The 9,493-nt window shown below is 42.4% G+C and carries 7 protein-coding genes and 1 pseudogene; 5 read left to right on the forward strand and 3 right to left on the reverse strand.

The window, feature by feature from the left end; all coding sequences use genetic code 11:
- Nucleotides 1–93: 93 nt before the first annotated feature.
- Nucleotides 94–459: pseudogene (locus V7K25_RS01970) on the forward strand (hypothetical protein); the annotation flags it as partial.
- A 55-nt stretch (nucleotides 460–514) separates the two neighbouring features.
- Here the strand turns inward: V7K25_RS01970 and V7K25_RS01975 are convergent.
- Together V7K25_RS01975 and V7K25_RS01980 are read right to left on the reverse strand one after the other, a co-directional pair.
- On the reverse strand, nucleotides 515–1,177 hold the full coding sequence (locus tag V7K25_RS01975) for a DUF2996 domain-containing protein (RefSeq protein WP_335154588.1): 663 nt from the start codon (nucleotides 1,175–1,177) through the stop codon (nucleotides 515–517).
- Between the two features lie 333 nt (nucleotides 1,178–1,510).
- Nucleotides 1,511–2,383 (reverse strand): D-alanyl-D-alanine carboxypeptidase family protein, encoded by an 873-nt coding sequence (locus V7K25_RS01980; protein ID WP_335154590.1) that lies wholly within the window; start codon nucleotides 2,381–2,383, stop codon nucleotides 1,511–1,513.
- Nucleotides 2,384–2,756: 373 nt separating this feature from the next.
- Between V7K25_RS01980 and mnmG the strand changes: the two genes are divergently transcribed.
- The 3 genes from mnmG to V7K25_RS01995 are packed head-to-tail and all read left to right on the forward strand — an operon-like array spanning nucleotide 2,757 to nucleotide 6,271.
- Nucleotides 2,757–4,679, forward strand: coding sequence for a tRNA uridine-5-carboxymethylaminomethyl(34) synthesis enzyme MnmG (gene mnmG, locus V7K25_RS01985; protein ID WP_335154599.1), 1,923 nt, complete (start codon nucleotides 2,757–2,759; stop codon nucleotides 4,677–4,679).
- A gap of 47 nt (nucleotides 4,680–4,726) precedes the next feature.
- On the forward strand, nucleotides 4,727–4,849 hold the full coding sequence (locus V7K25_RS01990; protein WP_335154591.1) for a hypothetical protein: 123 nt from the start codon (nucleotides 4,727–4,729) through the stop codon (nucleotides 4,847–4,849).
- A 60-nt stretch (nucleotides 4,850–4,909) separates the two neighbouring features.
- On the forward strand, nucleotides 4,910–6,271 hold the full coding sequence (locus tag V7K25_RS01995) for a hypothetical protein (RefSeq protein WP_335154593.1): 1,362 nt from the start codon (nucleotides 4,910–4,912) through the stop codon (nucleotides 6,269–6,271).
- A gap of 54 nt (nucleotides 6,272–6,325) precedes the next feature.
- Here the strand turns inward: V7K25_RS01995 and V7K25_RS02000 are convergent, their stop codons facing one another.
- Nucleotides 6,326–8,644, reverse strand: coding sequence for a glycoside hydrolase family 10 protein (locus tag V7K25_RS02000; protein ID WP_335154595.1), 2,319 nt, complete (start codon nucleotides 8,642–8,644; stop codon nucleotides 6,326–6,328).
- A gap of 372 nt (nucleotides 8,645–9,016) precedes the next feature.
- Between V7K25_RS02000 and V7K25_RS02005 the strand changes: the two genes are divergently transcribed.
- A complete protein-coding gene (locus tag V7K25_RS02005) occupies nucleotides 9,017–9,331 on the forward strand; it encodes a threonine dehydratase (RefSeq protein ID WP_335154597.1) in 315 nt (104 codons plus the stop codon).
- The last annotated feature ends 162 nt before the right edge of the window (nucleotides 9,332–9,493 follow it).

Consider the following 9,493-nt stretch of genomic DNA (forward strand, 5'->3'; position numbering starts at 1 on the left):
TCAAAAAGGAAAATTGTATTTTCAACATCAGATGACGACACAAAATTTGCATGAACTTTTCTGAGTGGTTTTCCCACAAAGTCAACACCCTAGCTGTTGACTGGTGGTGTGTTTGGTATAGGGCAGATCGTGGATTTGTTCTTTATCACCGATATGGTTAACAACTACGAACACAAGCTGAGATTAAAAGCGGGTGTATCTCCCTTCGGTGTGCCGTTAAATCAAGCCGTGGTTGCCTCTCAAGTCCACCACCCAACAGGCAACCAACTGATGATTAAACTGATCGAAGCGGCAGAAAGCAAAGGTGGTATTTTAACTGTCACTCAAGGCGTAAAGTTTACCGGAGCTAGCTTTGCTGAAGTTGAAGCTACTCTCAATGAAATGTACAAATCAGGTTATGTAAAAATAGATAACGACCCTAATACTGGAGCCGTTATCTACCATTTCCACGAACTTTAAATTGTCCTTTGTCATTTGTCTTTTGTTAAAAAAACCAATGACTAATGACCAATGACTAATTTATACCTAACCACTTTTGACCGCCTAAGCGCTGAACTAAGCCATATACCAACAAATCGAGGGTAATTTTGCGCTCATCAATTAAGAATGACTCAAAAGTGCTAGGTTTTTTGCCTTCATTACAGGAAAATCCCTTTTTCCCTTGAATATCTTCTTCTGGGAAATACAGATTAAACTGACGCAGACCAGTTTCTTTCCAACTGCCGATAATTTGCCAGCATTCTTCGGCGGATTCAAAGCCAGTTATTGGCACTTTCTGCTTGGCAAAAGACACCTGTAAATCTTTCACGCCTTGTTGAGCGATCGCTTTTTGTAAAGCTGGCAAGTAGTCTTGCTCAATGAACTCGACAAATGGCTTATCTTCAACAGATGGGGCTTTTTCCTTTTTGGCGGCTTTAGCTGCGGCTGCGGGTTTTTCTCCTGTTGCGGCTGCGGCTGCGGGTTTTTCTCGCTTGGGTGATGCAGCAGCTGGTTTAGCAGCATTAGGGTTATCTTCGGGGTTTGCAGCTTTCGGATCTGGCGTGTTAGCAGTAGGAAGGTCTGTTGCTTCGGGTGAGTCTGTACTAGGAGCGTGTTCTTCAGCCACACTAGGAGCTTGCTTGTCAACTGTGCTGGGAGCTACTTCTCCCGCTTGATTGTGATTGGTTGGGTCTGCCATTGCTCAGGTCAATCCTTTAATCTAGCTTTTGGAGCGATCGCTCACCTTGATGTATCGGGTATTTTTATTTTGACATACTAATGCAGCAGGGCAAAAATAACTGTGCAGTCTGGAAAATTAAGCCAGGGGCTAACGCTCAGGGTAAAATAGCTACTGCCGTTAGACTCACCCAATCCTTCCTTGAGAGCTACTTTAAGGTAGCCTTGTTCCACTGTCGCCCATAGATTAGGAGCAGAAGTCTTGCTCTTGGTTAGCAGCTTCGTTTGGCATACCTAAATCCCTGACAATACACATTTAAGTTTAGTATTCCCAAGTTTTCATGCTATCTAACAATTAAAGTGGCGTAATCCAATAAGTAATGCCCTGGACAATTTGTTTATTAAAACCAAATAGAGGTAAATTCTCTTCACTTAAACCCACATAAGTCCAATGTGGAACATCATGTTGTACAGTTTGAAACCAACCATTTTGATTAAGAGCTTTTCTTTGTTCTTTACTACTTACGTGTAAATCAATTGCTAATCCCCAAAGATGTTGTGAAGTTCCAGGAGGTGCAACTAAACCGAGAACTTTTGTTTCTTTGCCCTGTTGAACTTTTGCCAAAACTTGATTGTTAGCATATTTTTGCCAAAATCTTAAATTCGTGTTGAAAGTACGAGTACAATCGCCAGAACCATAACCAGATTTTAGTGGTATCTGTTGCTGGATTCGCGCTTTATTTAAAGCATTAGCCGCCGATTTTTGTAAATAACAATCCTTAGTGCCATCAACATGACCCATTGTTAAACTACCTTGAAACTCTTGGGTTTCTTGCTCATTAGCAAAAATATCTTTTTGCGGTAGTTTAATTTCGACATCTTGATTTACAAAGACTGCGCCATAGTTTCGCAGCAAAATATATTCATAAGTACCAGGCTGGGGAACTTTGGGTAATTTCCTAGCGATCGCAGATAAGAAACGCTGTTGAGCATTTAATTTAGGATCGGGAACAAATGCTTCTGATGTTGTCTTTTTAGAGGTATCTGTACAAGGTAACGAATCAGTAATCAAGCATCCGTTTAATGGTTGAGCGGTTATAGCAACTTTATAGTGGGTAATCTCATTACTAGCTACTAATACAAAAATCATCAAAATAACTATACTGATGAAAGTTGCTTGTTTGATTTCTCTAGTAATATTTTTTCTCTTTTTAATGGTGAGCTTCATTTGTAAAAAAATGCTGAGTTGGTTCAAAAATAAAATCAATAAATTTCTTAGTATATATATTCTTAATAATTAAAAATAAGAATAATTTATTGGTATTAAACTGTAGTTGGATGCATGTTTAATATCTACCAGTAATAATTAAATTGGTGCTGATGGCTAAATATGTGAACAATAGTTGTGATAAATAACCCGGAAATTTGTCACAAATTTTAAAAACATTATATTTTTGACTTCTTGCTCAAGTTAAAAAAAGAAACTTGTCTTTAATTTAGTACTAGTAAATTTGATAACTTTTTTATCAGAAAGTTACATCCATGAAACCACTGGAACAGTTAAAATTGAAAAGAACTCTCAGCTTGTTGATCCTGTAAGTATGACCATGCACAATTCCGTTGAATTCCAAGACGCTTTTGATGTCATAGTCGTCGGTGCAGGTCACTCCGGTTGCGAAGCAGCTCTCGCCTCTGCACGCCTCGGTTGTCGTACCCTGCTATTGACGCTCAACTTGGATAGAATCGCTTGGCAACCTTGTAACCCAGCAGTGGGTGGCCCGGCCAAATCTCAGTTGACTCATGAGGTAGATGCACTCGGCGGAGAAATTGGTAAAGTAGCAGACCGCACCTACCTACAAAAACGTATCCTCAACTCTTCACGGGGGCCTGCTGTTTGGGCATTACGCGCCCAGACAGACAAGCGCGAATATGCAGCAGTGATGAAGAATATTGTCGAGAACCAAGAAAACTTGACAATGCGCGAAAGTATGACAACAGACTTAGTGCTGGGCGCTAACGGTGAAGTCATCGGCGTTGAAACTTATTTTGGTGTCGGGTTCCAATGTAAAGCAGTCATCTTGACGACTGGCACTTTCCTGGGCGGTAAAATTTGGGTTGGCAACAAATCAATGCCAGCCGGACGCGCTGGGGAATTTGCGGCTGAAGGATTGACACAAACCCTAAATCGCTTGGGATTTGAAACTGGAAGACTCAAAACTGGAACTCCAGCGCGGGTAGACAAGCGATCGGTAGATTATAGTAAAATGCTCATCCAGCCAGGGGATGAAGATGTACGCTGGTTTAGCTTTGATCCGGAGGCGTGGGTAGAACGGGAACAAATGCCTTGCTATATCACCCGCACAACTGCCGAAACCCATCGCCTAATTCAAGAAAATTTGCACCTGTCGCCAGTTTATGGCGGTTGGGTGGAAGCGAAAGGGCCGCGTTATTGTCCCAGTATTGAAGATAAAATTGTCCGCTTTGCCGATAAGGAAAGCCATCAAATCTTTATTGAACCAGAAGGACGGGATATACCCGAACTTTATATCCAAGGGTTTTCCACAGGGTTACCAGAAAATTTGCAACTGCAAATGTTACGGACTCTCCCCGGTTTGGAAAAATGTGTGATGCTGCGTCCGGCCTATGCTGTGGAATATGACTATTTACCTGCAACTCAGTGTTACCCCACACTGATGACCAAGAAGATTGCTGGACTGTTTTGTGCTGGGCAGATTAACGGCACTACAGGTTATGAAGAAGCCGCAGCTCAAGGGCTGGTGGCGGGAATTAACGCAGCTCGATTTGTTCGCTCTCAAGAAATGATTGTCTTTGCCCGCGAGCAAAGTTACATTGGGACGCTAGTTGATGACTTGTGTACAAAAGACCTGCGCGAACCTTATCGGATGCTTACCAGTAGGTCTGAGTACCGATTGATATTGCGTTCTGACAATGCCGACCAACGTTTGACACCCTTGGGACGGGAAATTGGTTTAATTGACGATCGCCGTTGGGATCTGTTTACCCAAAAGCAAGCAAATATTACCACAGAAAAACAAAGATTGCAAGCCACACGAGTCAAAGAACATGATGAAATAGGAATAGCGATCGCATCTAATACCCAGCAATTAATTAAAGGTTCAATTACCCTCAACGACTTGCTGCGCCGTCCCGGATTCCATTATGTTGACCTCGACAGATTCGCCCTTGGAAACGCCAATCTCAACCGCGCTGAGAAAGAAGGCGCAGAAATTGACATCAAGTATTCTGGCTATCTCGCTAGGCAACAAAATCAGATTGACCAAATTGCCCGCCAAGCGCACCGCCAGTTACCTGCTGATTTGGATTACACAACAATTGATACCCTTTCCAAAGAAGCACGGGAAAAGCTAACTCACGTAAAACCACTCACTCTTGGTCAAGCTGCACGTATCGGTGGTGTAAACCCAGCCGATGTTAACGCTTTATTATTATATTTAGAATTGCGTAGAACTAAGAGCCAGCCGGAGTTTCCAGCATTAGCTTAACACAAGCTTGATAAAGACTGAGTATAGTAGTAGGGAGGGAAACTGGTATGATAGATGACATAAATATTAGTAGTGGCATCATCAACAATCCCCAGATTAAAGTTGACTTTAATACCAACGCTCAACCAACTCGTCTCAATCAGACGGCAGATTGGATATTTTATCTGTAATCCTAATTCCCAGGCAGTAGGCGCGGCGTTTCCTCGTCCTAGCAACAACCCAGAAAGTCTATGTTACAAGAAGCCAGCACCCGTCTCATAGTACCGGAACCATCAGAAGACTTAATCGCCAACGAGCCTTGGTCGATAGAAAACTATGCTGATGGTTTAATGGATGAACTCTTTGCCGATATCGACTCCATTCTGGATGTTAGTAGTAATCTACTTTCTCAAACCGTTAGGCACAGTAGGCAGAAGAAATCGAACCAGTTTGTTGCTGGAGTTTCTCCCCAACCTCAACGCCAGTCACCTCAAGAAAACGTGGTGCAAACTGTTATGACGATGCCGCAGATTATCTTACCGAACACGGTAAACCAACCAGTGCAGTCAGTTGCTCAAGATAACCACAAACACTTGAGTACCTTTGTATTTAACACCGCCACCGTAAAAAGAGTTAGTCGAAAGCGTCAGAAAAGTAGTCATAATTTGGGCAAACTGCTGATGGTGGGAACAACTTTAGGCGTGGCGATCGCTGGTACTATCTACTTGGTACAGTCTGGAGTCGTATATCTATTAAATAACAACTTGACCGTGCCAGGTGTTCTAGTGCCGCAACCGCAGTCACAGTTACCAACAAAAGTAGAAATAGAGGCAGATTTGGTTGACTACATGCTGCAATCGCTGGCAGTTATAGATAAGCAAGGAGAAACTCCCAATCAAAAATCTGTCAGTTCAGGATTTTCCAGTCAGGCAAATATTAACCAAATAGGCTTTGGTAACAGGCAAACAACTGGTAATCTACCATCACTTCCACTTCTAGCTAACAACACACCACCAGCCCCCAACCGTTCTGGAAGCGTTGTTGAGCGCATCTACGTTCCCGTTTATCAAGCGCCGTCGCCAATGCGCTACGCACTGCCGGCTATTCCCGGTAGTCCTACACTTTTACCACGAGTTGCGAGTGCGTTACAAGAATCTCAACCGAATGTTGTGAAAAGTGCTCTGAATACAGTGCGACAAGCCGCCAAACCTGTAACCGTCAACATGTTAGCTGCGGCTGTAAGAGCCGAACTTAAACCTGTAACTGCGAAAACTGCACCGATTACCGTGCGGCAAACACCCAGCCCTCTGCCTGCATTACCAGTAGTTCCATTACGCGCAGCACTTGCCCCAGAGTCAGAACCAACTATTACCCAGGAACAAGTATATCCGGCAGTTGCGATCGCAGATGCTCCGAGTAATACCTTAGAAGGATTACTAGAGTTAGGTAATAAATCTGCCGCTTTGTTTAAAATTGATGGCGTGACTCGCCGCATTAATATGGGTGAAAGTATCGGCGAAAGCGGTTGGACATTAGTCGATGTGAGTAATGGTGAAGCTGTTATCCGCCGTAATGGCGAAGTGCGATCAATTTACGCAGGGCAGAAATTATAATAACCTGTTTAAACCTCTCTAACTTCGCTTGATAGACAACAGTGGTCTTTATCATTATTTCTGAGGGAGCAAATCTTTATTTTCCTCTTGACGGCGAGTGCGAAAACCTTGTCTTCCATTAACTTGGTCAAAGAGGACATCGTATTTATCAAAAAATGCGATGCCAGTATTTACAGATATAGGAAGTTCTGCCTGTGGTGAGATACTTAAATTCCAGCGATTAAATCCATCGCGGGTTCCTGGTGTCAGGCTGTAATCAAAAATGCCATTAATTGCTACTTTTAAAGCATTTGTTGAGCGCAATACTCCTGGTTTGAGTTTACCTGCTGTGGAAGCTGACTTAAATTCAGTCAAACCATTAATAGTTCCACTATCAGCAATCATTGTGCCATTACAAGAATTTTTAGCAGTACTTCCAGCAAGAGTTAAACAAACTTTGCTCAATCGAGAGTCCCATCTGTTCCCAGGTACACCATTAATTTCGCTTTGTTGACTCCAAGCAGCCATTTTGAAATCTGCTTGATTATCAGCAGTTAAACCGAGAATTAAACTGCCATTCTTGTTACTACCACCATTTCCAATCACGATAAATCCATTACTCAAATTGCCTGGTAATTTTCTCAACGGATTATAGGGAAGTGACTTTTCAAAATAGTTGACACCGATAATACCGGAAAATGGCACACCATTCTTTGCTGAACAATTAGGCTTTTGGGCAGTACATTGGCGGCTAGTAACAATCTGTACCGGAACGGGTTCTGCGGCGGGAAGCAAACCAAATCGGATGTTAGTATAAACTAATTCTCCCTCCAGGATAGTACCATCACTTAATACCTCCTTGATATTTTGTCCCGTTCTGCGGATAGGGGCATTACCTAAAAACTCTTTGGGAACTCGCAGCCCTGCTGAACCAGTATCTAATAAGATACGCCTTGGTTGACCACCTGCGATCGCCATTTCTAAAAAATAGCCACGAACCCGTTGACCGAGAGAAGGTTTTGTGTATAGAGGTAGGGATATGGTATCAAAACTTGGCTTGCGGGGTATATTTTGAGAGATATCACGCAACGCTGAATTTGGGAAAAGAGCCGCAAATGCTGACTGTCGTTGTGCTGCTGGTTCAGGCGCAATATCCCAAAGACTTTCGTAGTAGAAAAAGCCGATACCCAAACCGCGTTGTTGCGCTGCTTGCACCTGGGATTGGATTTGTGGTAAGGCAACTGGGCGATTTCGTAACCCCGTCGTAATACCGATACCAGTTGGGATAACTTGTTTTGTTTCTAAAATTTCTGGGCGGTTAATTTGAGCGATAAAACTTTCTAAATCATTACGGTATACTTGCATAACTAACTCATCGACAATACCCAACCGTACCCAGTTGAGCCAGTCTTGCAGTTGCAGCTTGTAGGCGAAATCATAATAATTAGGAGCAACTGAGAAAATAGCATTCGGTTTTATAGCTTTCACAGTTTGCTGGAGGTCTACCATGAATGCGCTGATTTTATCTGCCCGCCATTTTATCCATGCTTGGGCTTGGGGATTGGGCGGGGGAGGATTGCCAGTTTCTTGAGTATATAGACTAATTGTGTATTTATCGTAACCAAAATCCACAGGTAAACTCGTATGGTCGTCAAATTGAACGCCATCAGCATCGTATTGAGTAATGACTTCCATCACGAGTCCGGTGATAAACTTTTGCACTTCCGGGTGAAACGGATTCAACCACGCTACTTCACCCGCAGCACTAATTGAAGTTTGAGTCCCATCCCGCTTTTGTGTCAGCCAATCTGGATGCTGGGATGCGAGTTCCGAACTGAGGGGAACCATGAAACCAAATTCAAACCAAGGTATTACTAGTAAGCCTTCTCTGCGGGCTTGGCTGATAATGTCTGCAATTACATCTTGTCCATCTGTTCCCTTGAAGAAGAAGGGAATACCCATTTTTTTCATGATGGCGCTAGGGTAATATGTATAGCCATCGTTCCACACTACTGGATAAACAGTGTTAAAGTTTAACTGCCGCAGTTGACTCATGGCTGTAAGCACCTGCGAGCGATTTCGGAAAACGCTAAAATCATTACCACTCAGCCACACCCCCCGAATTTCTTGACGAGGTTGAGGAGGTAGTTGGGCAACAGCAGGGGCAAAAGTGTTGAGTAGTAATACCACAACGAATGATATCAGACATAATAATGGCAGCAGACGCTTCCTTAAAAGCCACCAACCTTGATGAATGAGGCGACTAGGCGCAATACCAGACACTTTACGTAGCTTGCTGCGACATAGGAGTAAGCCTCTACGCACAGGCTTAAATAGTAAGTTAGTTAAAGTAGCATTAATTTCTATGCTTTTTTCCCAGAACTGAGTTGCCATTACTTCTGCTTACTAAATGAGATTAATTGGTTATATTTCCTTCCATATCAACATTAAATTGCTGCACGAGGAAAACTGATACAGTAATTTAGCTGCAAGATAGTTGACGCAGTTATCTGGTTAGTAGTGCCAAGTATAAATGTTTCAAATGTAACCTGTAATATATTTTCCCTGCTTTCATACCAATTTGAAAAATGATTGCGACAAATGGACAGAGAAAACCCAGATACACTAAGCGGTTTCCAATCCAAAATCTAAAATCCACAATCCAAAATGGTATCACGCCTATGCCTGGTAAATTTTTTGCATAACACCATTCCTCTTATTAGAATTAAGTCACAATGATAATAGGCAATCATAGAGGGTGCTGTTATGTTTCGTCTAACTCAAACTGTTCGGAACTTGTTCATTCGGATTCAAGGCTTGTTTGGTGTTTTATTCCAAAGTGTTTCCAATTTTTTCGGAAATTTCTTTGGTTTTTTTGGCAACCTGTTTGGATTCAATAGCTCTGGTTATTTCTTGGAATCTAATCAGGAGCAAGGTATAAAACAAGCTTCTGCAAAAGAGCAAATTGAAACGAATCAGGATAACACTCCTAAAATTTCCGCCGCTACTACCCGCCGTCGTCCTAATGCCAAAATTGACGACTACTTTCTCAATATGGCTCGTGATGTGAAAAAGAACTAACAAAAGCCATAAATTACAGGGCGATTTTAGTGCAGCAATCTTTCTGTTAAGGTAAGATCATCTCAATTAAGCTAATCGGCATTTAAATTGCAACATAGCCACTATTACCCTTGTTTTTTATCTTTCGATGCCATTTAATAACTAACTCACCCTGATTTAATA

It is taken from the genome of Nostoc sp. (genome assembly GCF_036919495.1).
Classification (GTDB): Bacteria; Cyanobacteriota; Cyanobacteriia; order Cyanobacteriales; family Nostocaceae; genus Nostoc.